Raw genomic sequence first — 21,978 nt, forward strand, 5'->3', positions numbered from 1 at the left:
CACGACACCAGTCGGGATCACGACCGGCAGCGGATCGACGCCGGGCGACGACAGCACGAACGAACCAGGCGTGCGCTCACTGACCTGACCGCAGCGAACGACCGTGTCGGTCGCGTTCGCGCTTATGCCAACGATTGCGGCAAGGATCGCGATGGCAAAGAGCACGGGAAAGAATCGCATGTTGAGTTAGAGGAGCAAGGGACATGCCTGCTCGTGACGCGTCGTCGATCGGCGTCACATCGTGCTGGGGTCGCGTACCTGCAGCCCGGCGATCCCTTTGAAGTCGCGAGCGTTACGTGTCACGAGCTCGAGCCGGTGCTCTAGCGCGGTGGCGGCGATGAGCGCATCGGACATGTCGACGCGGACGCGCGCGAGCCGACCAGCGTGTTCTGCGATCGTCCCGTCGACGTCCAGTTCGCGGAATGGCGAGAGCAGGACACGAACGGCTTCCTCGTCTTTCGCGCGGCCACTGAAGAGCTCGGCCTTCGTGACGACCGAATACGCGACGCGATGTCCGGTGACGGCCAGTCGACGAGCCCCACGGAGTACGTCGATGAGGACGTCGGTATCGAGCAGCAGGTCAGCCACGCAATCCCAGTCGGCGCTCGCGTTTCCTCCAGGCGCCGTGTCGCGGTGGGATCTTGAAGTCGGGGATCGAGCCAAAGCTCTCGTCGAGGATCCGCTGGGTGTCGGCTGTGGCCGGAACGCCGATGTACGCGTCGATCGCGTCGCGGACGACCGCCGCGAGCGTCTTGCGCTCTCGACGACGGCGAGCGTCAAGCGCCTTTCGTTGCTGCTCGGTCAGGTAGATCTGCGTTCGGGTAGCTCCCATATACAGCACAACATACAGCATGACGCAGCTCGGCTTATGCGCCATCCATTCGTACGGACGGTCCTTGCGTGAGCAGCGGCTACGTCGAGCTGCACTGTCACAGCTCGTATTCCTTTCTTGATGGCGCTTCCGATGTAGAGGAGCTCGTCGCCGCGGCAGCCGAGCGGGGGATGGATGCGCTCGCGCTCACCGACACGAACGGCCTCTACGGCGCGGTGCGTTTCTGGAACGCCGCGAAGGACGCGGGCATCCGGCCGATCTATGGCGCGGAGATACAGACGCTCGACTTCGGGCATCTCGTGCTCATCGCGCGCGATCGCATCGGGTGGCGGAGCCTCTGCCGCACGATCTCCGCGGCGCAGCTCGCGGGCGAGAAGACGAAGCCGCGCGCGACGCTCGCGCTCATCGCTGAGAACGCCGAGGGCCTCTTCGCACTCACCGGCTGCGCGTACGGCGCGGTGCCGCGCGCGATGCGCGGCGGCGACGTTGACGCGGCGCGCGAGGCGCTCTCACGGCTCGCGGGGATCTTCGGCGAGCGCTGCTTCGTCGAGCTCTCCGACCACCTCGACCCCGACGACCCGGCGCTCTGCGATGCACTCGCGCAGCTCGCGTCAGAGCAGGGCCTCGGCGCGGTCGTCACGAACAACGTGCATTACGCGCGACCGGAGGGCCGGCGGCTGCACGATGTGCTGCGCTGCATCGACCTCGGCGTCACGCTCGACGACGCGGGGAACCGGCTCAAGCCGAACGGCGAGTACTGGCTGAAGGACGAGACGATCCTTCGCGAGCGGCTTGGGCGGCACGCTGAGGCGTTCGCGAACGCGCGCGCGATCGCGGACGCGTGCACGCTCGACCTCGAGACGATCGGTCCCGGCGGCGGACGCGCCCTCGGCTCCATGGTCGGCCAGGACCGCCTTCCCGGCTTCCCGGTGCCGCAGGGTCACACCGCGTTCTCCTTCCTCTACGCGCTTTGCCAGGAGGGCGCGCGTGACAAGTACGGGCTCATGACGCCGGGTGTCGGGATGCAGCTCGCGCACGAGCTCAGCGTCATCGACCACTGCGGCCTCGCGGAGTTCTTCCTCATCAACTGGGACATCGTCCGCTTCTGCAAGGAGCGGCGGATCCCGGCGCAGGGTCGCGGGTCCGCGGCCGACTCGATCGTCGCGTACGTGCTCGACATCACGAAGGTCGATCCGATCCAGCACGAGCTGCTCTTCGAGCGTTTCCTCACCGAGGACAGTCGCACGATGCCGGACATCGACCTCGACATCGCGTCGAACGACCGCGAAGAGGTCATCCAGTACGTGTACAAGAAGTACGGCGAGCGCTACGCGGCGATGGTGTGCAACGTGGTGACCTATCGCGCTCGGTCCGCGAGCCGGGAGATCGCGAAGGCGCTCGGCTTCCGTGACGAGACGGTCGACCGCATGGCGAGGTCGATCGACCAGTACAACGTCGATCCGCGCTCGCGCCCCAGCGCGGCGCAGCACCCCGCGTACAAGCATCCGAACCGCGAGGCCGAGCACGGCTGGGAAGCGCCACGAGCGGTCGCGGACACGCTCGAGGACCTCACGAGCTTCATGGACGAGAAGGAGCGCACGCGATTCCCGCTGTTCCGCGAGCTCACCCTCGCGATCGCCGATTTCCCGCGCCACCTTTCGATCCACAACGGCGGCATGCTCATCACGGCACAGCCGCTCGTGGACACCGTGCCGATCGAGCGCGCGACGATGCCCGACCGCAACGTCGTGCAGCTCGACAAGCGCGATGTCGAGGACCTCGGTCTGGTGAAGATGGACCTCCTCGGCCTGCGCACGCTCTCGCTCATCAAGGACGCCGTCGCCGACATCGAGGCGCGGCACGGCGAGCGTCTCGAGCTCGGGACCATCGCGCTCGACGACGAGGCGGTCTACGACCTCATCTGCGAGGTCGACACCATCGGCCTCTTCCAGGTCGAGAGCCGCGCACAGGCGTCGGCGCTTCCGCGCGTGCGTCCGCGCTGTTTCGCGGACATCGTCGTGCAGGTCGCGATCATCCGACCCGGCCCGCTGCAGGGGAACATGGTGAATCCGTACATCAACCGCCGGCAAGGTCGCGAGCCGGTGACGTACGCGCATCCGCTGCTCGAGCCGAGCCTCAAGGAGACGCTCGGCGTGATCCTCTTCCAGGAACAGATCCTGCGCGTGGCGATGGCGGTCGCGGGTTTCTCACCGGCCGCGGCGGACAAGCTGCGCCGCGCGATGAGCCGCGCGCGCTCATCGGCCGATATGGAGAAGCTGCGCGCGCCGTTCGTCGAGGGCGCGCGCGCGAAAGGTGTGGGCGACGATGTCGCGAACGAGATCTTCCGGCAGATCGCGGCGTTCGCCGAGTTCGGATTCTGCAAGAGTCACGCGGCCGCGTTCGCGCTCACGGCGTACCACACCGCGCATCTGAAGCTCTACTACCCGTCAGAGTTCTACGTCGGTCTTCTGAATAACCAGCCGATGGGGTTCTATTCACCCGCGGTCATCGCCGGCGACGCGAAGCGGCATGGTGTCGCGATCCTGCCGGTCGACGTGAACCTCTCACGAGAGAAGGCCGTCGTCGAAGAGTGCTCCGATGGAGGCGCGATGCATCCCGTCGACAGCTCGAACACGATCGCGCGCCGTCGCACCTGCCGCACGCACGACGTGCGGCTCGGATTCGAAAGCGTGAAAGGGCTCGGAGCGGCCGAGGCGAAGGCGATCGTCCAGGAGCGGGAGAAGGCCGGACCCTACGTCGCCTTTGACGAATTCGCGCGGCGCGTCGGACTCAAAGAGGAGGCGCTGCGCAATCTCGCGCTGCTCGGTGCGTTCGATGCGTTCGGCGAGGCGCGTCGCGAGCTGCTGTGGCGCGCGCGCGACGCGCATCGCACCTCGCCGGCGTTCACGCGTCCGGCGCTCGCGCTTCCCACGTCCGATGCGCCTGCGCTGCCCGTGCTCACCGAGCAGGAGCGCGTCGCGCTCGATTACCGCATCACCGGCATCCCCACCGGGCCGCAGATCATGCGCTTCTACCGCGCGGATCTGGACCGTCGCGGCGTGCTCACCGCAGCCGGGCTGGCGGGCCACAGCCACGGCGCCACGGTGCGCATCGCTGGGGCGGTCGTGGTGAAGCAGCATCCCGAGACGGCGAAGGGTCACGTATTCCTATCCCTCGAGGACGAGACTGGTATGTCGAACGTGATCATCCGGCCCGCCACCTACCGCCTGCACAAGCGCGTGCTCGATGCGAATGCCGCAGTTGTGGTCACCGGGACGCTTCAGGCGGTCGACGGGGTGATTTCCGTACTGGCGATGCGGCTCGACGGCCTCGCGCTCTTCGTGAAGATCGCCGCCCGCGAGTGGCAGTGATCGGCCTACGGCGACCCCCGCCGGGGCGGTATCGGTCGGCGGTCAAAGCGGTAACACCATCTTGTGACCCCCTCTAGTTCGACCGCAGACTGCCCGAAGTAACAGCAAGCAGGCAAGGACGGTTGGCCTGCATCGGTACGCGCCGCGACGCAGGAGTGGGGAACAAGGTGGACGACCTGAGCGCAGGTCGGGCAGAGGATCTGCTCGATTCGATCTTCCGTGTGGCCACGGAGCTGGTCCGAGGCGAACGCGCTTCGCTGATGCTTCGCATGGACGCGACGAATGACTTTGTGATCGCTCACGCGCTGGGCCTCGCCGAGTCGGTCAAGCGCGAGGTCCGCGTGCGGCCCGGTGAGGGCGTCGCCGGGCACGTGCTCGCGTCGAAACGCTCGCTCCTGGTGCGCGGCGGCGAGGCGCCCTACACGGTGAGCGGCGGCCAGTACCGCTCGGACTCCTTCGTATCGGTCCCGATCATGATCGACGACGACGCGCGCGGCGTCCTCAACGTCACCGACCGCTTCGACGGACGCCCGTTCGGGGAGACGGACCTCGCGACCCTGGAGATCCTGGCCAGCCACATCGGTGCGTGCCTGGTCCAGCAGGAGCAGGGCGAGGCCCTGCAGCGGCTCGCCGAGACCGATCCGCTCACGTGGCTCTTCAATCGGCGCCACTTCGACAAGCGGCTCGAGGCCGAGACGAACCGCGCGCTGCGCGCCGAGCATCTGCTCGCGCTGCTCATGATCGACGTCGACAAGTTCAAGCTCATCAACGATCGCTTCGGTCATCGCGTCGGCGATCAGGTCCTCAAGGCCGTCGCGTCCGCGGTGAAGCAGGCGGTGCGTCTGTACGACGTGCCGACGCGCTACGGCGGCGACGAGTTCGCGATCATCCTGCCCGAGGCGGACACCGAGGTCGCTACGCGAGTCGCGCGCCGCGTTCTCGAGAAGGCGGAGACCGTTGCTCTGCCCGGCGAGCTGCGCGATGCCGGGCTCCCGCTCAGTCTTTCGATCGGCGTTGCGACGTTCCCGCGTCCCGCCGGCGACGCGAACGCGCTCGTCGAAGCGGCGGACGGCGCGATGTATCGCGCGAAGTCCGCTGGCGGCGGCATCCGCGTCTGGGAGCACGCGTTCGCGGACGGTCCGCGCGGCGCGATGCGACCCGCGCGCGCAGCGCTTCCTCCGGCGCCGTACCTGTCCGACCCCGCACGTCTCGCGACGCGCGAGTTGCAGCAGCTGATCCCGGTCGCGCTCGCGCAGGAATTCAACGTCGCGGTCGTGGGGCACGAGGGCCAGGTCCTCACCGTCGCGTTCCCGTCGCCGAATCCCGCGGCGGTCGACACGATCTCGAAGGCGACAGGCTTCGCGGTCTATCCGGTCTTCAGCAACCCCGCTGATCTCCAGGCGACGCGGCGGAGGCTCGCGGCCGCTTAGCTCGTCCCCGTCAGCTTCGGTCGCGTGTCTTCGCGCTGCACGCCGCCGTCCGCGCCGCGGAAGAGATAGCCGACGCCGGGCACGGTCTGGATCACATCTCGTGGCTTGCCATCCTGCGTGAGCTTGCGACGAAGGCGACTCACGTTGAGCTTCACGAGGTCGCCGCCGACGTCGGCGTCGTAGCCCCACACGCCTTCGAGGATCTCCTCCTGCGTGAGGACGCGACCGGGGTTCGCCATGAAGTGGCGGAGCAGCTTGAACTCGGTCGGCGAGAGATGCACCGGCACATCCGCGGTCGTGACCTCGTGCGTCGCCTCGTCGAGGACGAGATCGCCGGTGCGATACACGACCGGCGCCGGCCGCCCGCGCGTGCGCACGGAGCGCCGGAGGATGGCCTTCACGCGCGCGACGAGCTCCTTCGGGCGGAATGGCTTGGTGATGTAGTCGTCCGCGCCGAGCTGTAGGCCGCGGAGGATGTCGCTCTCGTCCTGGCGTGCGGACAGAAGCAGGACGGAGACGTGTTCGTCGACGTGGCGGATCCGCTCGAGGACCACGAAGCCGGTCAGCTTCGGCAGATTGATGTCGAGAACGACGAGGTCAGGGTGTTCCCGGCCGACGGCCTCGACCGCGGACTCGCCGTCGTACGCCCGTACGACGTCGTATCCCTCTCGGCGCAATGCATAGTCAAGCAACTCAACGAGATCGCGGTCGTCATCGACGACCAAGAGCTTCACTAGGCGCCTGCCTCCTCCGCGAGCTGTCGAGCCTTAGGAAGTGTGAAGTGTACCGAAGTGCCACGTCCGACTTCACTCTCGATGCGGATATCGCCGCCGTGCGCGACCACGATCGCGCGGCAGATCGTGAGCCCCAGACCCAGGCCGCCCGCCTGTTCGCGGACCTCGCGCGACCGGAAGAAGCGCTGGAAGAGGCGCGGCTGCTCGTCGAGCGGGATGCCTGGCCCCTGGTCCACGACGCTCACCTGCACGAACCCATCGCGGCCCTCGGTCGCCACGGTCACCGTCGTCGCCTCCGGCGCGTAACGGCTGGCGTTCGCGATGAGGTTCGCGAGGACCTGCGCGGTCCTGCGCGGGTCGGCGAGGACGCGGTCGAAGTCCGGGCGCAGCCGTGTCTCGAGCTTCTGCTGCTTCGCGTCCAGCAGCGTCTGGGTGAACTCCATGGCCTCCTGCAGGCAGCTGCGGACGCTGGCCGGCACCGCGCGGACCTGGAACGTGCCGGCTTCGATGCTTCCGGCGTCGAGCAGGTTCTCGACGAGATACTCGAGGCGCAGGGCGCTGCGCCGGAGCGTCGACACCATCGTCACGAGCTGCGCGGGCGGCATCGAGAGCGCGTCGTCGACGAGCAGATCGAGCGTCGCCGAGAGCGCGGCGATCGGCGTGCGCAGCTCGTGCGCGACCTGCAGGAGGAAGTCCTCCTTGAGCCGCAGGAGCTCGGCCTGCGCCGTGACGTCGCGGATCGTGTGGAGGATGCCGCGCTCCCCGATCGCGGTGCTCACGATCTCGAGCACTCCCATGCGGTCCTCGCGCGGGAACCAGGTGCGCCGCACGTGGTGGCCGTCGGTGTCCTGGACCGTCGTCGCACCGGACACGAGGAGCAGCTCCTCGAAGCGACGGCCGTTGAGGGATTCCTCGCCGAGGACGCGGAACGCCGCCGGGTTCGCGCTTGCGATGGTGCCGTCCGGCGCGGTGAGGATGATCCCATCCGCGAGCGCGACGAAGGCGTCCTGTATCGCCAGCGCCTCGATCGCGCGGTCTTCGTTGCGCCGACCGAGGGAGCGTCGTCGCTCCGGTGGCCGCTCGCTCACTGCGTCGGGATCCGCAGGCGCACGCGCGTGCCCTGCCCGGGGCTCGAGTCGAGCGAGAGCTGCGCTCCGATGAGACGCGCCGACTCGCGCATCTGCAGCAGGCCCAGGCTCCCGCGCTGCGCGTAGCTCTGCAGCACCGCCGCGACGTCGAATCCCTGACCGTCGTCCTCCACGACCGCGACGACCGTGTTGTCATCGTCGTACACGTCGATCGCGACGTTCGCCGCGCGGCCCGTCTTGATCGCGTTGTTCGCGGCCTCACGGATCACCGTGAATGCGCCGGCCTCGATCTCGGGCGCCATCCGTCGCTCCGACTCTATGCGCCGCGTTGTCACGTGCGAGCCATTCATGCCGTCGACCCGCTTCGCGAGCGCGGCGATCGCCGCCGGGAGGCCGCCGTCCTCGAGCGCGAGCGGACGCAGCGCGAAGAGGATGTCGCGGAGGCCCGCCTGCTGCTCGATGAGTCGAGCACGCAGGGGAACGAGATCGGCGAGCGCGCCCTCGACGTCTGTGGCGGCGCGCCGCGTCACGAGCTCGATGCTGATCGCGGCGTTCGCGAGCGTCTGCGCGACACCGTCGTGAAGCTCCCGCGCGAGGCGGTGTCGCTCCTCCTCGACGACCTTCACGACCCGCAGGCGTTCCGCCGCGAGCTCCTCCGAGAGCTCGACGAACTCGAGCGCCACGCCGGCGGCGCCGGCGAGGGCCTGGATGAATCGCTCGTCGTCTTCCTGGAAGATGCCCTCGCGGTCGTTCACCGCCTGCAGCACGCCGAGGCGGCGGTGGTCGCGAGCGTCGATCGGCGCGACGAGCATCGAACGGGTCCGGAACCCGGTCCGGGCGTCGACGCTCGGGTCGAAGCGCGGGTCCTCGTATGGCGCGTCGATGCGGAGAAGACGGCCCGTGCGCGCGACCTCGGCCGCGAGGCCCCGTCCATCCAGCGGCAGGCGGATCTGCTTGAGCTCGCTCTCCGTGAGCACGCGCGACCAGAGCTCGTTCTTACCCTGATCGATGACGTAGAGCGTCGCGCGCTCGCAGTCGAGCATGCGCATCGCGGTGGCGACGATGCGAGTGAGGACTCGGTCGATGTTGGCTTCCAGCGCGAGGTCCTGCTGCAGCTGCAGCAGCTCCTCGAGCTGCGCGGAGTCGTTCAGGTTGGCCATGCGCGCTGATGCTAGCCGCGCACGCGCGCAGACCGGTTGTTTTTCTTGGCGTGCTAGTTGAAGGGCTCGGCGCGCCGCAGCAGCTCTTCGAGTCCGGGCTCGTTCGGATCGCGCGGCCGGCCAGGATGGATGATCGCGACCTGGCAGCCTTCGGCGGCCTCGACCAGCGTGCGGAACGGGCCCGCGGCGGGATCCTTGATGAAGGCCTGCTTGTTCTCGTTGTACGCGAACATCGCGCCGTTCAGCAGCACGCACTCGTTGCATGTGGTGCATCGCGGCGTCTCGATGTAGGGCTCGTCGGAGTTCGGTGCCGCCGCGTCGGTGGCCGCCGCGGCGAGAGTGTCGGCTTCCGGCGGCGCGGCGTCCGGCGCCTCCGCGGCCACGCTCGTGGACGGCGCGGTCGCGTCGTGCGGCGCGAGCTCGCACAGACGAAGCCAGCCCGCGATCGAATGGCGGGCCGCTCTGACGAGCTGCTCGTCGACGACGAGCTTCTGAACGTGCTGTGCCATGTCGATGCCGTACACGAACGGCAACGTGTGCTGCCAGTCGGGGCGGTCATCCAGCCAGGTCCCCATGTCGACCAGCGTGCCGGTCTCGCGGGCGGTCGGCACACGCGCGAAGTGCGACGCGAGGAGACGGTCCGCAGCCGCGAAGTCCACGAAGGTAAAGGGAACCCGCTCGACCACGCGCTGTTGACCGGCGTCGGCGTACGCCAGCTCGTGCTCCGGCCAGGTCCGCTCGGGCTGCGGGTTGCCGTCGAGAGAAAGCTTCACCGTCGCGGTCGGGTCGTAGCTGAAGATCGGGAATGCCCGCGACTCCAGCGCGGCGGCCGCGACGAGATACGGCGGCACCTGCGTGCCTGGGATCGCACCGGAGAACACGCTGATGAGCGACGGCCCGGGAGCCGACAGCGCGCTCGACAGCCGGTCGCGCACTCGGTACAGATGCGAGCTCGGCGACTGCAGAACGAACGCGCCGCCGAGGCCGACGGCGGTCGTCGCAAGACGCGTCTCGAACGACACGGCGAGCTCGCCCGACGAGATCTCAAGGAGGTCGTCGCTCACGACGAGGAGCTTCAACGGAGCGGACGACGACAGGACCTCGAGCAGCTGCGTTCGCCCTTCGCTGCCCCGCGCGCCCTCGATGCGTACCAGGTAGCTCGGGAAGCGGGCCAGATCCTCGGGCCGGAGCGCCCGCTCGTCGACGGTGGCGAAGTAATCGTCGTGCGTCGCGTCAACGTAGTCGCCTTCGACCTCGAGCTCGGCGATGGCGATCGCTCGGACCAGGCGCGCAGCCGCGGGCAGCCGCTCGCGGAACGCGGCAAGCGCGACGTCGGCTCGTGAGAACGTGAAATCGAACCCGCTCGCGGCGCCGAAGAACGGCTCGGTGCGTAGGGTTTCGAGCGCGGCTTCGATGCGGTTTCGGCGCGCGTCGCTGAGGTTGCTCGCACCCGACGGCTTCGCCAGAAGACGCGCCATCGCGTCGAAGTCGAAGAGCTCCTGGTGCTTCGGACCGATCGCGCTCTTCAGCGCCGCGGGCGTGCGTCCGGACCGCGACCGCAGATGATCGGCCCGCAGCAGGTCGCCAAGGCGCGCGATCAGGCCGTCGAGATGTCGGCGCATCGTTGCCATGCGGCGGCGCTCGATCGTCCGCCAGACGTGCGTGACAAGCCGCTCGGGAAGGTGCTTGTCGCAGTCCACGACCTCTCCGTCGATGCGCAGCGCGGCGCGGGCGCTGGCGAGGTCGCTCGCGAGCGGCGCGCCGCCGCGCGTGGCGAGCCGGTCCGCCGCGCGTTGCCACAGCGATGTCAGCGATCCGAACGCTCCTTTGGCGAGGAGCACGCGGATCTCCCGCTCCAGCCGCAGCACGCTGCGCCGCATCCGCTCGCCGGCCATACCGCGCGGAGCGACCTCACGCAACAGCTCGTCGACGACCGACGTGAGACTGCGCGCGAACTCGTCATCGCCCTCGACGAGGACGATCGGGAAGTCATACCGAAGCGCGGTGAGGTCGTGGAAGGCCGCAAAGAGCGCGGGCCGTAAATGGGCCGGCGGCGTGAGCGCGGCGTCGAGACGCGTGCCGGTGAGGTGGAAGAAGTGAAGGTCCCTCACCGCGGCCTCACGCTGCCGGCCCTGGCGCGCCGGGCCAGACCGTGAACTTGTCGAGCTCCGCCTCGAGCCCGCGCCGGACCAGCTCGGGCGTGTGCGGCTGCCCGGCATGGCGCAGGTCCTCGTAGCAGGGGACGGTCTCGTCGCGGAAGAGGATGCCCACCGGGATCGGATCCTCGATCGATGCGATCTCGCGTGCGCGATCGATGCTGGATGCGTCGTGCTCCCGCTGGTTGGTGTAGACCTTCGCGAGCGCCGCGCTCAGCGTCAGCTCGTTCCGCAGGATGAGCGTGCGCTTGGGATCGAGCACGAACGGATCGAACGCGCCAGGCTGGAACTCGGGGCAGCGCTGAACGATCCTCACGAATGACAGACCCTTGTGCCGGTACGCCGCGGCGATGATCTCGGCGAGCAGCTCGGGGATCCAGTCGACCGCCTGCGCGACGAAGGAGACGTTCTGCACGCCGAGCGTGACGGTGAGCGGATTGAGCGGCGCGAGGTACGAGCCTTTCGGCGTGGTGTTGCTCTTCGTGCCGAGCGGTGAGGTCGGTGAGACCTGCTTCTTCGTGAGGCCGTAGATCCGGTTGTCGTGCAGCAGGACGGTGAGGTCCATGTTGTACCGCAGCGCGTGGATCCAATGGGCCGCGCCGATGGAGAGGCAGTCGCCGTCGCCGGTGCTGACGAAGACATGGAGGTCCGGGCGCGACATCTTCACGCCTTCGGCGAGCGGCAGCGCGCGGCCATGCAGCCCGTGGAAACCGTACGTGTTCATGTAGTGAGGAAGCCGGCTGGAGCAGCCGATGCCCGAGACGAACACGGTCTTCTCTGGCGCGAGCTTCTCGTCGCGGCAGAGGCGTTGGACGGCGCTGAGGATGGCGTTGTCGCCGCAGCCGTTGCACCAGCGCGGCACGCCGGTCTGGTAATCGGCGAGCTCGCGAGGCTCCTGCGTGGTCGCGAGGAGACACTCGGTGAGCGAGAGGCTCATACCGGCACCAGCTCGCGCTCGACCACCGCGAGCGCAGCCGCGCGGATGCTCCGGGGCTTGATGGGCCGGCCGCGGACTTCGGTCCAGCACTCGACGTCGACCAGGAAACGCGAGCGGAGGAGCATCGCGAGCGCCGAGTGGCGGCGGTTGTCCGCATCGATCAGCGTGTCCTCCAGGCGGTCGGACCAGTTCGATTCGATCGTCATGACCTTCCCGAAGCTGCGCAGGATCTCGCCGATGCCGGACGGCATCGGCTGGATGAACCGGAGGTGGAGCGACGACACGCGGTGACCCTCGGAGCGAAGCTGCGTGACGGCCTCTTCGATGGCGCCCTTCGTGCTGCCCCAGCCGACGAGCAGGAGATCGCCCTCCGCCGGGCCAAAGACCGGCGGACAGCGCAGCGTGCGCTGGAGCGCCGCGAGCTTGAGGCTGCGATGGCGAAGGCCGTCCTCGTTCGTCTGCGAGTCGTACGCAACGTGGCTGTCGCGGTCGTGCGCCAGGCCGGTGACGGTGTGCATGCCGTGCGGCTGCCCGGGGATGGAGCGCCGCACGAGCCCGGTGGTCGGGTCCCAGTCGTACGGCTTCGCGCCGGGCGCGACCGCGCTCTGATCGACCGGGGGAGCGAGCCATTCTTCGTCAAATACCGGGCGGCTGAACGGCTGCTGCGCGGTGGCGAGGCTCGCGTCGGAAAGCACCACGACCACCGTGTTGAAGGTCTCGGCGATCTTGCGCGCCGTGATCATCGCGTAGAAGCAGTCCTCGATGCCGTCGACGGCGAGGACGACCTTCGGCGCGTCGCCGTGCGAGCCGAACATCGCGGCGAGCAGGTCGCCCTGCTCGGCCTTCGTGGGTTGTCCCGTGCTCGGACCGCCCCGCTGGACGTCGACGACCACGAGCGGGATCTCGGCCATGACCGCGAGACCGATGGCCTCCTGCTTGAGCGAGAAGCCGGGCCCGGAGGTGATCGTCACGGCGCACTTGCCCGCGTACGAAGCGCCGATCGCGAAGGTGCACGCCGCGATCTCGTCCTCGGCCTGGTGCACGACGCCACCGATCCGCTCGAAGATCTCGCTCAGGTAGTGGGACGCTGATGTCGCCGGGGTGATCGGGTACATCGCGCAGATCTCCATGCCCGAGGCGAGGATCCCGAGGGCGAGCGCGGTGTTGCCGTTCATGACGACCTGCGTGTCGCTCGGGGGGACCGCGGGGACCCGGTACTTGAAGTCCAACTTCGCGTCCGCCCACGCGCTGCCGGCCTCGAGCAGCTGGATGTTCGTCGCGATGACCTTCTCGTCCTTCTTGCCGAACGTGATGGCGATCTGCTCGCGCGCGAGCGCGAGGTCCAGGTCGTAGATGCTGCAGAGCATCCCGAGCACGAACATGTTCTTGCCCTTACGTGGATCGGAGACGAGCTGCCGGCACTCGCGTTCCATGGGGATCTCGATGACGCGGTAGCCCTCGGCGACGATCATCTCGTACGTCTCGAGGTACGCGCGCACGATCGTGGGATCGCGGTGCTCGCGCCACATCGATTCGAGCAGGATCGTGCAGCCCGGTTTGAGCTCGCCGGCGCGCACGCGTCCGAGCAGTACCTGCTCGTTGAAGGCCACCACGAGATCGACCTCGTCTCCGCCATTCGTGACCGGTCCGGAGCCAAGCCGCACGCGGTTCCCGCTCGCGCCGGCGATGCTGCGCGCCGGCGGCTGGATCTCGGCCGGGATGATCTCCACGGTCCAGATGCCGTTGCCGGACTTGGCCGCGATCGCGGCGAACGCCTGCCCGCAGCGCTGCGCGCCCTCGCCCGAGTCGCTGATGATCTCGACGATGTGCTCGCTGATGGTCGTGGTCATGCGACCACCAGCCGCGCGTGGTTCCGCTGACCCTCGGCGATGCCGAAGAGGGCCTCGCCGGCAGCGGTCTCGTCGTAGACACCGTCGGTTTCGCGCAGCCCGAGGTAGCGCTTCATCGAGCGGGCGGCCCTCCGGCCCGCCCCCATGGCCTCGATGACCGTTGCCGCGCCGGTGACGATGTCCCCGCCCGCGAACACGCCGGCGATCGAGGTCGCGAGATCTTGGTCCACCCTGATGTATCCGCGGTCGTCCAGCGCGAGCTTCGAGGTCTGACCGATGACCGGGTTCGCGTTGGTGCCGATCGCGAACACCACGGTGTCGCACGGGATCTCGAACTCGCTGCCTTCCACCGCGACGGGGCGGCGGCGTCCGGTGCCGTCGGCCTCGCCGAGCTCCATGCGCCGGCTGCGGATCGCGCGGACGCCGCGCTTGCCGTCGTCCAGGATCTCGATCGGATCGGTCAGCCATTCGAAACGCACGCCCTCCTGCTCGGCGTGGTGCAGCTCCTCGCCGCGCGCCGGCGCCTCCGCGCGGCCGCGCCGGTACACGCACGAGACGCTCTCCGCGCCCAGCCGCAGGCAGACGCGCAGCGCGTCCATCGCCGTGTTGCCCGCGCCGATGACGACGACGCGGCGGCCGATGGCGATGGGCGTGTCGTACTCCGGGAAGTCGCGCGCGCGCATCAGGTTGCATCGCGTGAGGAGCTCGTTGGCCGAGAGCACGCCGTTGAGCGACTCGCCGGGTATGCCCGTGAAGGTCGGCGCACCCGCGCCGACACCGATGAAGACCGCGTCGAAGTCCATCTCGGTCACCATCTGCTCGACGGTGAAGAGGCGGCCGACGAGCGTGTTGCAGCGGAAGGTGATGCCGAGCCGCGCGAGCTTCTCGACCTCCTGATCCACGACCTCGTTGGGCAAACGGAAGTCGGGGATGCCGTAGCGCAGCACACCACCCGGCTGTTGGAATGCCTCGTAGACCGTGACGCTGCAGCCGGCCTTCGCCATGTCCGCCGCGCAAGCCATGCCCGCGGGGCCCGAGCCGACGACGGCGACCTTCATGCCGCTCGGCTCGATGAACGGGATGCTCGACCAGCCTTCGCTGATCGCCATGTCTCCGACGAAGCGCTCGAGTCGCCCGATCGCGACCGGCTCGAGCGAGTCGCCGACGGTGCACACGCCCTCGCACTGCGTCTCCTGCGGGCACACGCGTCCGCAGACAGCAGGCAGCAGCGTCGTATCGGTGAGGACGTCGTACGCGCCGCGCAGGTCGCTTTCGCCGATGCGCGCGATGAAGCCGGGGATGTCGATCCCGACCGGACAGCCGCGGATGCAGGGCTCGTCCGGGCAGCGCAGGCAGCGCTCGGATTCGCGTAGCGCCTGTTCGAGCGTGTAACCGCACGCCACCTCCTCGAAGGTTCGCGCGCGCTCGAGCGGCGCACGCTCTGTCATCGGCGTGCGCTCCTGCGGGATCGTTCGGATCGTGCGCTTCTTCGCCATCAGCTCACCGTCGCCGGCATCCGGCACGCGGAGCCTTGCTGCCAGCGCTCGAACGCGGCCTTCTCTTCGGGCTTGAACCGCCCAAGGCGGAACATGAGATCGTCGAAATCGACCTCGTGCCCGTCGAACTCGGGGCCGTCGACGCACGCGAAGCGGATGCGACCGGCGACCTTGACCCGGCATCCGCCGCACATGCCGGTGCCGTCGACCATGATCGGATTCAGGCTCACGACGGTGGGGATCTTCCGGCCGCGCGTGACCTCGGCGCAGCCGCGCATCATCACCGGCGGTCCGATCGCGATGAGCTGTCCGATGTCGCTGTGGCGCGAGAGCGCGACCTCGATGCCCGCCGTGACGAGGCCCTTCATGCCGACCGAGCCATCGTCGCTGCAGACGATGAACTCGTCGCAGACCGCGCGGAACTTGTCCTCCCAGAAGACGAGATCCTTGTTGCGGAAGCCGATGACGCCGATGACGTACGCCCCGCGCTCGTGATATGCGCGGGCCTGCGGGTAGACCGGCGCGACGCCGAGTCCGCCGCCGACGCACACGACCTTTGTCGCCGGCCCGATGTGGCTCGGCTCGCCCATCGGCCCGATCAGCGCGTACAGGCTGGAGCCCGCCTGAAGGTCCCGCTGCATCTCACGCGTCGTCTTTCCGACGGCCTGGATGACGAGCGTGATCGTGCCGCGCTCCGCGTCGAAGTCCGCGAGCGTCAGCGGGATCCGCTCACCCTGGGGATGTGACATGACGATGACGAACTGGCCCGGGCGTGCGGCCCTGGCCATCTCCGGATGCCTGACCTCGAGGAGGTACGTCACGTCGGAGAAGTCCTGGCGCCTGACGATCTCGTAGGTAGCGTCCTGTCCCGGCATGTGCCGCCTACTGTTCGCCGAGCGCTCACTGTAGGCGAAGTGCCGGACGGCCCTATGCCGGTGGCCGTTCGTCGCTGACATCTGTCTGACACGGACGCGCGGGGCAGGACCCTATAGGCGCGAGCGGCTCAGCCCGGGCCCCCCAGCCGCGATCTGGCGGACGGTCTCCAGCGTGTCGATCTCGCTCACCGGCTTGTCAGGACGCAGGCGCACGATCCGGGGGAAACGCATCGCGTAACCGGAGTCGTGCCGGTCACTCCGCTGGATCTGGTCGAAGGCGACCTCGATGACGGTGTCCGGCCGGACGATGCGAGCGCGGCCAAGGTCCTTCACCGTCGCCGCGAGGAAGTGCTCGGTCATCTCCGCGATCTCCTTGTCCGTGAGGCCCGAGTACGCCTTGCCGACGACGCGCAGGCGGTCGCCGTCTTTCACCGAGAACGTGTAATCGGAGAGGACGCCGTGGCGCTTGCCGTGACCCCACTCGACCGCGGTGACGACCACGTCGAGCGTGCGCAGCGCCCGCTTTACCTTGAGCCACTCCATCCCGCGCCGCCCCGGCCGGTAGGGCGACCGCGGGTCTTTCACCATCAGCCCCTCGTTCCCGCGCTCGCGCGCCGCGAGGAACTCGCGGTCGAGCGCCGCGACGAGCTCGTCGCCCGTCGCCCGGACGACGGTCTGGCGGGCCAGGCGCAGGGGTCCGGTGAGGGGAAGCCCGCGCAGCAGCTCCTGCCTCTCGGTCAGCGGCAGGTCGAGGAGCGCGCGGCCGTCGCGCTCGAGGAGGTCGAACACGACGAGCGAGGCCGGGAGTCGCTCGCGCATCTCGCCGGACACATCCTTCCGCCCGAGGCGCGTCTGGAACGTGGTGAACGGCACGGCGCGGTCACCGTCGAACGCGAGGACCTCCGCGTCGAGGACGAACGTGCCGGGGATCGCCTGCAGCGCGTCGAGCAGCTCGGGATAACGGCTGGTGACGCGATCGAACGTGCGCGAGTAGAGCTCGACGCGGCCGTCCGCCTTGTGCACCTGCGCGCGCACGCCGTCGTACTTGTCCTCGACGACGTACGGCGCGGGAAAACGCTGCGCGACCTCGGCGAGATCGAGCACCGGCGTCGCCAGCATCATCCCGATCGGACGGAAGTGGGCGAGCGTCGGCTCATCGAGCGTGCCGTGCTTCGCTCGTAGGGCAGCCTCGCCGATGTCGCCCGTGAGCATGTTCGCGCGGGCGACCGCTTCGCGGTCGCGATCGAACCCTTTTGCGATGGCGTCGACGAGCAGACCCTCGCGCAGGCCGATGCGCGTCTCGCCCGAGACGATCTTCACGATGTAGCGCGCCTCGCCGGCGTCGGCGCGGCGCAGCAGCGAGCGCACCAGCTCGCGCTTGTTGTTCGTCCCGCGCACCGCCGCGATCTCGTCGAACGCCGCGGCGACGTCGGCGAGCGTGAGCGGTTCGCCGTCGTGAGGCGAGTCCGCGATGAGGTCGTGCGCCACGTCGCCGAGGTCGGCGTGCCGTTGATAGCTCGCGCGAATGTCCTCGCCGCTCTTTCCGGAGCGCTCCAGCAGCACGTCCGACAGCGCGCTCCAGCCGACCGAGAGCACGCGCTCGTCCTTGCGCGGGAACGGCGCGCCCGCGAACAGCCTGGCCGCGGTGGTCACATCGGCATCGTCCAGGCCCGCCAGGTACGCGCCGAGCGATCGGTTCTTCTCCAGCTTCTTCGTCGTCGCGCGCACGGCGTCCGCTGCGCTCACCCAGTCGGCGAAGCGGCCGCTCACCTAGGATGCGCCCGCAAGGAGGTGCGCATGGGCATCGTCGAGCTGATCATCGTGGTGCTTCTGCTGCTCTGGCTCTTCGGCTACTTCGGCCGCGGTCGTCTCTTCTCGGGCACGCCCGCACTGGCCAGTGGCAACCTGATCCACACACTTCTCGTCATTGTCGTCATCCTCGTCGTCCTGCGGTTGCTCAACATCATCTGACCGAGCCTCGGGTGCCCGCGCGCACCGCTCGCTAGAGTCGAGCGGTGCAGCGGGCCTCCGGCGCGGACCGCGTCTTTCGCGTTCCCTACGGCCACGAGGAGTTGGAGTTCATGCTCCAGCCCTGGTTCGACGTCGACATCGTCGAGTCCGGGACCGCCCCACCCATCGCCGATCTACCGAGTGCGGTCGTCGCGGCCCTGCGTCGACCGCGTGGATCGCCGTCCGTGACACAGCTCGCGCGCGAAGCGATCGCCGGACGGCCGGATGCTGCGGCCGTGATCGCTGTCACCGATCTCACCCGGGCATGTCCCGACGACGTGCTTGTCCCACCCCTGCTTGACGAGCTCAACGCCGGTGGGATGCCGGACGAGCGGATCACGGTGATCGTCGCCGTCGGACTGCACCGCGCGACGACCGACGCCGAGAAGCGTGAGAAGCTCGGCGGCGGCGTCGTCGACCGCGTTCGTGTCATCGATTCGAACGGCCGCGATCCGATGGCGTTGGCGGACCTCGGACCGATACCGCCGTACGGCGTGCCGGGATCCACGCAGCGGATCGTCAAGGACGCGGATCTTGTGATCGCAACCGGCATCGTCGAGCCGCACCAGTACGCGGGGTACTCCGGCGGCCGCAAGACCATCGCGATCGGCTGCTGCGGCGAGCCCGTCATCACGGCCACCCACGGGATGCGTTTTCTCGAAGATCCGGGCGTGCGTCTCGCGAGGATCGAGGGCAATCCGTTCCACCAGACCATCACCGAGATCGCGCGCCGCGCGGGACTGCGCTTCTGCCTCAACGTCGTCACCGATGATCGCGAACGCGTCGTCGCCGTCGCGGCCGGCGCGCCCGATGACGTGCTCCACGATCTCGTCGACGTGGCCGCGCGCCTCTACACGCGGCCGATCGCGAAGCAGTACGACGTCGTGATCGCGGGGGTCGGCAAGCCGAAGGACGTGAACCTGTACCAGGCGTCGCGCGCGGCGACGTATCTGCGCTTCGCGCCGACTCCGGTCGTGCGCGAGGGCGGCGCGATCATCATCGCGGCGCAGCTCGACGAGGGCGCCGGCGAGGGAGCGGGGGAGCAGCGGTTCTTCGCGGCGCTCGAACGCGCCGAGTCTCCCGCGGCGGTGGTGGAAGCGGCGCGTCGGCACTTCGAAGGCGGCGAGCAGCGCGCGGTCATGGTCGCGCTGACGCTCCAGCACTGCCTCGTGATCGTCGCCGCATCCGAGGCGCCCGAGGTCGTGCGGCTCGCGAAGCTGCGCGCCGCCGTCGATGTCGAGGAGGCGCTCGACATCGCGTACGAGCACATCGGCCGCCCGACGCGCGCGAGCGTGCTGCTCGTCCCGCACGCGCTCCACACCCTGCCTGTCGTGCAGCCGCCCGTCGTCGCGTGAGCGCGGAGGTCTCGACCGCCGAGCGCCGCCACCGCCCGCTGTCGGCCGAACAGCTCGAGCGGCTTCGCGAAGCGATCGAACCCGGCGCGACCGACGTGAGCGCCCGGCCGCTCCTGGGCGGCGTCGATACCGCGACCTACGCGCTGCGACTCGAACGCGGTGGCGAGGCACGCGACGTGGTCGTGCGCGTCTACCGGAACTGGGACGGTGAGCAGGACGCGGCTGCGGCAGTGCGGCGGCAACACGCCGTCCTGGGCGCTGTCGCTGCGGTGACCGCGGCCGCGCCGCGACCGATCCTCGCGGATGCCGCGGGCGATCTCATCGGCGAGCCGCTCATCGTCACGTCGTGGCTACCGGGCGCGCCTCAGGCGCCGACGGGACGGGACGACGACGCGTGGGCCGAGCAACTCGCGACGGCCATGGCCGCACTGCATGCGACGCCGCTGAACGGATTGCCCGGCGACTTTCCGCGTCACGGGACAGCAGCTGAGCGCCTCGCGCGCTTTCTCGCACGCGGCGCCGACGTGCGTGACCCGCTGTGGGACAAGATCGGATCGGCGCTCACGCCTCTTGCCGCGGATGTGCGCGCGAATCCTCCAACGCTGATCCACGGCGACTTCTGGTTCGGCAACACGATCTGGGAAGACGGCCGGCTCACCGGCATCATCGATTGGGATGGCGCGGCCATCGCCGACCCGGCGCGGGACGTCGCCGGCGCGCGCAATGACCTCGCGCTGCTGAGCGGCGCGCGCGCGGCAGATGCCTTTCTCGCGCGCTACGAGCGCGAGCGCGGGCCGCTCGCGGACCTCGCGTTCTGGGATCTCTTGACCTCCCTCCCGCCGACGCGCTGGCTTCCGCACTGGGTCGAGGGCTACAGCGATCTGGGTCTCGAGCTTCCTCTCGCGGAGGCCCGAGCAAGGCTCGAGGCGTGGGTCGAGAACGCGCTGGAACGCCTCGAGCGCTAGAGCTCGCGCCGCGGCGGCATGGTTCTCGCTAATGTCCGCACGTGGGCTGTTGCCTCATGGGCTGTCTGCGACTCCTGTTCTTCCAGCTTTGGAAGGTGCTTCTCGCGGCGCTGATCGCGCTCGTATTCGCGCGCGTCGACTCGCACGTCGAGACGCGCTATCCCGACAGCGCCGCGGGGAAGGCCTGGCGCGCATATCGCGGACGGGGAAAGAAGAAGCCGCAGCCCTGAGCGTCGCGCGAGCCAGTGGAAACACCTAGCCTTCGCTCCCGTGCCGGTCGCGATCTTCGACATGGACGGCGTCCTCTATCGGGGCAGCATCCTCATGCCCGGCGCGAAGGAAACGCTCGAACGCCTGCGCCGTGCGGGCTGGCAGATCTTCTTCGCGACGAACAATTCGACCGCAACGCGTGAGGAGTACGTCCAGCGCCTCGACCGGCTCGGCCTGGGCGGCGACGCAGAGCACATCGTGACGAGCGCGTACGCGACCGCGCATTATCTCGAGCGCCTCGATCCGAAACCGCGCGATGTCTACGTCGTCGGCGCGAACGGACTGCGCGATGAGATCCGCGCGACCGGGATCGCCGTGCGCGATGCGTCGTCGCTCCCCGGTGTCGAGCCGCCCCACGAGGCCGCCGCGGACGGCGTCGATCCCGGCGCGATGCGCCGCTACCTCACCAGCGTGGACCTGCCGCCGCCCGCGGATACCGTCGTCGTCGGCCTCGACCTTCACGTGACGTACGCGAAGATCGCCGAGGCGCAGCGATGCGTGCTCGCCGGCGCGCGATTCGTGTGCTCCAACCGCGACCGCGCGTATCCCGTCGAGGGGCGGCTGCTGCCCGGCGCGGGAACCATCGTTGCGGCGATCGAGGTCGCGACCGAGAGTGTCGCGATCTGTATCGGCAAGCCCGAGCCTTTCCTCTTCGAGGAGGTGCTGCGCCGGGCGGGCGAGCGCGACGCGATCGTCATCGGCGACTCGACGGACTACGACGTGGTCGCTGCGCATCGCGTCGGCGCCAAGGGCGTACTGATCCTCACCGGTCTGACGGAGGAGAGCGCCGTCGCGCAGGCGCGCGGGGAGGCGGTGCCGGACCGGGTGGTCCGGTCGCTGCAAGAGCTCTTCACGCTGCCGGAATTCGCGGGGGTCTAGCGGGAGATCACTCCCACGTGATCCCGCGCCCATGGAAGAACTCGCGCAGCTCGGTCTGTTGATCGCGACCACCGTGACCCGCACCGATCGGCGACGCCGCGAGGGCGTCGACGGTCGACGCGATCAGTGACAGCGCGAGCAGCGCTGCGAACAGGATCGCGCTCAGCGAGCGCAGTGGAGCGCGAGCTGCGGTGATCACTGTTCCCACGTGACGCCGACGGGCTCGAGCGGACTGGTCTCCCAGGTCACTCCCTGTGGGATGGGGAGCGGACCGAGATCCGTCCACGCGTTCTCGCGGCCGACCTTGTCTTTCCCGAGTGCACCGCCGGTGCTTGCGATCAGTGACAGAGCGAGCATCGCCGCGAAGGCCAGTCCCTTGATCGTTGTCTTCAACTGATCCCCCTCTACAAAGAAACGCGAACGGCCTCGACTGCCTGCTGGTAGACCTGCTGGTGGGGGCTCTCGGCGCCGCGCGCGCTCTTGCGCCGCTCGCCGATCACGGTCTTGATGAAGGCCTCGACCACCACCGGGTTGAACTGGGTGCCGCTGTTGGCGCGCAGCTCGCGCAGC

General features: G+C 69.0%; 21 protein-coding genes. 7 read left to right on the forward strand and 14 right to left on the reverse strand.

All coding sequences use genetic code 11. The features are described 5' to 3' along the window. From VI056_03235 to VI056_03245, 3 genes are all read right to left on the reverse strand, one after another. Positions 1-180 (reverse strand): hypothetical protein (locus tag VI056_03235; GenBank protein ID HEY6202034.1); only part of this gene is annotated, 180 nt, incomplete at its 3' end. Positions 181-234: 54 nt separating this feature from the next. Then, on the reverse strand, positions 235-588 hold the full coding sequence (locus VI056_03240) for a type II toxin-antitoxin system VapC family toxin (protein HEY6202035.1): 354 nt from the start codon (positions 586-588) through the stop codon (positions 235-237). Next, positions 581-853 carry a ribbon-helix-helix protein, CopG family gene (locus VI056_03245; GenBank protein HEY6202036.1) on the reverse strand — a complete coding sequence of 91 codons (273 nt, stop codon included), beginning with the start codon at positions 851-853 and terminating at the stop codon, positions 581-583. Before VI056_03245 ends, VI056_03240 begins: the two co-directional genes overlap by 8 nt. Before the next feature lie 47 nt (positions 854-900). Here VI056_03245 and VI056_03250 point away from each other — a divergent pair, with 47 nt between their 5' ends. Next, positions 901-4,203 carry an error-prone DNA polymerase gene (locus VI056_03250; GenBank protein ID HEY6202037.1) on the forward strand — a complete coding sequence of 1,101 codons (3,303 nt, stop codon included), beginning with the start codon at positions 901-903 and terminating at the stop codon, positions 4,201-4,203. A 167-nt stretch (positions 4,204-4,370) separates the two neighbouring features. Continuing rightward, positions 4,371-5,633, forward strand: coding sequence for a diguanylate cyclase (locus VI056_03255; protein HEY6202038.1), 1,263 nt, complete (start codon positions 4,371-4,373; stop codon positions 5,631-5,633). Here the strand turns inward: VI056_03255 and VI056_03260 are convergent. The 9 genes from VI056_03260 to VI056_03300 all read right to left on the reverse strand — a co-directional run bounded on the left by VI056_03260 (position 5,630) and on the right by VI056_03300 (position 17,699). Next, positions 5,630-6,367 (reverse strand): response regulator transcription factor, encoded by a 738-nt coding sequence (locus VI056_03260; protein HEY6202039.1) that lies wholly within the window; start codon positions 6,365-6,367, stop codon positions 5,630-5,632. The two genes, VI056_03255 and VI056_03260, sit on opposite strands and share 4 nt — an antisense overlap. After that, positions 6,367-7,455, reverse strand: a complete 1,089-nt coding sequence (locus tag VI056_03265) for an ATP-binding protein (GenBank protein HEY6202040.1) — start codon at positions 7,453-7,455, stop codon at positions 6,367-6,369. Before VI056_03265 ends, VI056_03260 begins: the two co-directional genes overlap by 1 nt. Continuing rightward, positions 7,452-8,615, reverse strand: coding sequence for a GAF domain-containing sensor histidine kinase (locus tag VI056_03270; GenBank protein ID HEY6202041.1), 1,164 nt, complete (start codon positions 8,613-8,615; stop codon positions 7,452-7,454). The genes VI056_03265 and VI056_03270 overlap by 4 nt, the downstream gene beginning before the upstream one ends. 53 nt (positions 8,616-8,668) lie before the next feature. After that, entirely contained in the window at positions 8,669-10,726 is a 2,058-nt protein-coding gene (locus VI056_03275; protein HEY6202042.1) for a hypothetical protein, read from the reverse strand. 7 nt (positions 10,727-10,733) lie between these two features. Beyond that, complete coding sequence (locus tag VI056_03280) at positions 10,734-11,708, reverse strand: thiamine pyrophosphate-dependent enzyme (protein HEY6202043.1); 975 nt, start codon at positions 11,706-11,708, stop codon at positions 10,734-10,736. Further along, positions 11,705-13,558 (reverse strand): 2-oxoacid:acceptor oxidoreductase subunit alpha, encoded by a 1,854-nt coding sequence (locus VI056_03285; GenBank protein HEY6202044.1) that lies wholly within the window; start codon positions 13,556-13,558, stop codon positions 11,705-11,707. The genes VI056_03280 and VI056_03285 overlap by 4 nt, the downstream gene beginning before the upstream one ends. Next, positions 13,555-15,006: an NADPH-dependent glutamate synthase gene (gene gltA / locus VI056_03290; protein ID HEY6202045.1), complete on the reverse strand. Its 1,452-nt coding sequence runs from the start codon at positions 15,004-15,006 to the stop codon at positions 13,555-13,557. Before gltA ends, VI056_03285 begins: the two co-directional genes overlap by 4 nt. Positions 15,007-15,053: 47 nt before the next feature. Further along, positions 15,054-15,929, reverse strand: coding sequence for a sulfide/dihydroorotate dehydrogenase-like FAD/NAD-binding protein (locus VI056_03295; protein HEY6202046.1), 876 nt, complete (start codon positions 15,927-15,929; stop codon positions 15,054-15,056). Positions 15,930-16,040: 111 nt separating this feature from the next. Then, positions 16,041-17,699 carry an ATP-dependent DNA ligase gene (locus VI056_03300; protein HEY6202047.1) on the reverse strand — a complete coding sequence of 553 codons (1,659 nt, stop codon included), beginning with the start codon at positions 17,697-17,699 and terminating at the stop codon, positions 16,041-16,043. Positions 17,700-17,726: 27 nt separating this feature from the next. Between VI056_03300 and VI056_03305 the strand changes: the two genes are divergently transcribed. From VI056_03305 to VI056_03325, 5 genes are read left to right on the forward strand one after another with little or no spacing between them, the layout of a single operon-like run. Then, on the forward strand, positions 17,727-17,900 hold the full coding sequence (locus tag VI056_03305) for a hypothetical protein (protein HEY6202048.1): 174 nt from the start codon (positions 17,727-17,729) through the stop codon (positions 17,898-17,900). 44 nt (positions 17,901-17,944) lie between these two features. After that, complete coding sequence (larA, locus tag VI056_03310) at positions 17,945-19,294, forward strand: nickel-dependent lactate racemase (GenBank protein ID HEY6202049.1); 1,350 nt, start codon at positions 17,945-17,947, stop codon at positions 19,292-19,294. Then, positions 19,291-20,259, forward strand: a complete 969-nt coding sequence (locus VI056_03315) for a phosphotransferase (GenBank protein ID HEY6202050.1) — start codon at positions 19,291-19,293, stop codon at positions 20,257-20,259. The genes larA and VI056_03315 overlap by 4 nt, the downstream gene beginning before the upstream one ends. Before the next feature lie 56 nt (positions 20,260-20,315). Further along, positions 20,316-20,489 carry a hypothetical protein gene (locus VI056_03320; GenBank protein ID HEY6202051.1) on the forward strand — a complete coding sequence of 58 codons (174 nt, stop codon included), beginning with the start codon at positions 20,316-20,318 and terminating at the stop codon, positions 20,487-20,489. 40 nt (positions 20,490-20,529) lie between these two features. After that, a complete protein-coding gene (locus tag VI056_03325) occupies positions 20,530-21,408 on the forward strand; it encodes an HAD-IIA family hydrolase (protein ID HEY6202052.1) in 879 nt (292 codons plus the stop codon). A 7-nt stretch (positions 21,409-21,415) separates the two neighbouring features. Here VI056_03325 and VI056_03330 read toward each other — a convergent pair whose 3' ends face one another. Both VI056_03330 and VI056_03335 read right to left on the reverse strand, forming a co-directional pair. Continuing rightward, complete coding sequence (locus tag VI056_03330; GenBank protein HEY6202053.1) at positions 21,416-21,607, reverse strand: hypothetical protein; 192 nt, start codon at positions 21,605-21,607, stop codon at positions 21,416-21,418. Next, positions 21,604-21,801: a hypothetical protein gene (locus tag VI056_03335; protein ID HEY6202054.1), complete on the reverse strand. Its 198-nt coding sequence runs from the start codon at positions 21,799-21,801 to the stop codon at positions 21,604-21,606. Before VI056_03335 ends, VI056_03330 begins: the two co-directional genes overlap by 4 nt. Positions 21,802-21,978 lie beyond the last annotated feature (177 nt).

The sequence above is a fragment of the Candidatus Limnocylindria bacterium genome (genome assembly GCA_036523395.1).
In the GTDB taxonomy this organism is placed as follows: domain Bacteria; phylum Chloroflexota; class Limnocylindria; order P2-11E; family P2-11E; genus CF-39.

Bases quoted from the DNA above. Each gene is read 5' to 3' on its own strand.
- VI056_03295 (HEY6202046.1), bottom strand. From the start codon at position 15,929: ATGCCGGGACAGGACGCTACCTACGAGATCGTCAGGCGCCAGGACTTC.
- VI056_03280 (HEY6202043.1), bottom strand. From the start codon at position 11,708: ATGAGCCTCTCGCTCACCGAGTGTCTCCTCGCGACCACGCAGGAGCCT.
- VI056_03245 (HEY6202036.1), bottom strand. From the start codon at position 853: ATGCTGTATGTTGTGCTGTATATGGGAGCTACCCGAACGCAGATCTAC.
- gltA (HEY6202045.1), bottom strand. From the start codon at position 15,006: ATGACAGAGCGTGCGCCGCTCGAGCGCGCGCGAACCTTCGAGGAGGTG.
- VI056_03285 (HEY6202044.1), bottom strand. From the start codon at position 13,558: ATGACCACGACCATCAGCGAGCACATCGTCGAGATCATCAGCGACTCG.
- VI056_03305 (HEY6202048.1), top strand. From the start codon at position 17,727: ATGGGCATCGTCGAGCTGATCATCGTGGTGCTTCTGCTGCTCTGGCTC.
- VI056_03270 (HEY6202041.1), bottom strand. From the start codon at position 8,615: ATGGCCAACCTGAACGACTCCGCGCAGCTCGAGGAGCTGCTGCAGCTG.
- VI056_03320 (HEY6202051.1), top strand. From the start codon at position 20,316: ATGGGCTGTCTGCGACTCCTGTTCTTCCAGCTTTGGAAGGTGCTTCTC.